Here is a 513-nt window from a genome sequence, read left to right on the forward strand (position 1 = left end):
AAGGATTTTTTTCTTATATCACCTGCGGCAAATACTCCTGAAATATTAGTTCTCATATCCTCATCTGTCACAATATAACCTTTTTCATCCATAGTTACCTTCCCCTGAAACAGCTGTGATATAGGTTCATATCCTACAAATACAAAGCATCCGTCTACTTTCAAATTCCTGGTTTCACCTGTAATCTTGTTCTTTATAAGTAATCCTTCCAATATTTCATCCCCTACAGCTTCTTCCACAATGGAATTCCATATAAATTTTATTTTAGGATTGTGAAAAGCCCTGTCCTGCAGAGATTTTGTCGCCCTAAGGGCATCTCTCCTGTGTATGACTGTAACGCTCTCTGCAAATTTTGTAAGGTAAATAGCTTCTGTAATGGCTGAATCTCCACCTCCCACTACTGCTACATCCAGGTCTGTAAAGAAATCCGCATCACAGGTTGCACAATAGGAAATTCCTCTTCCTCTCAATTCTTTCTCATTTTTAAAACCTGACAGCCTTGGATTTGCACCT

The 513-nt window shown here is 38.6% G+C and carries 1 protein-coding gene; it reads right to left on the minus strand.

Going from position 1 to position 513, the window contains the following annotated elements; genetic code table 11:
* A partial coding sequence (locus ACFHWD_RS20655; RefSeq protein WP_190972291.1) for an NAD(P)/FAD-dependent oxidoreductase occupies nucleotides 1-513 on the minus strand: 513 nt, incomplete at both ends.

The sequence above is a fragment of the Clostridium sp. MT-14 genome, from assembly GCF_042436595.1.
In the GTDB taxonomy this organism is placed as follows: Bacteria; Bacillota; Clostridia; order Clostridiales; family Clostridiaceae; genus Clostridium_B; species Clostridium_B aromativorans.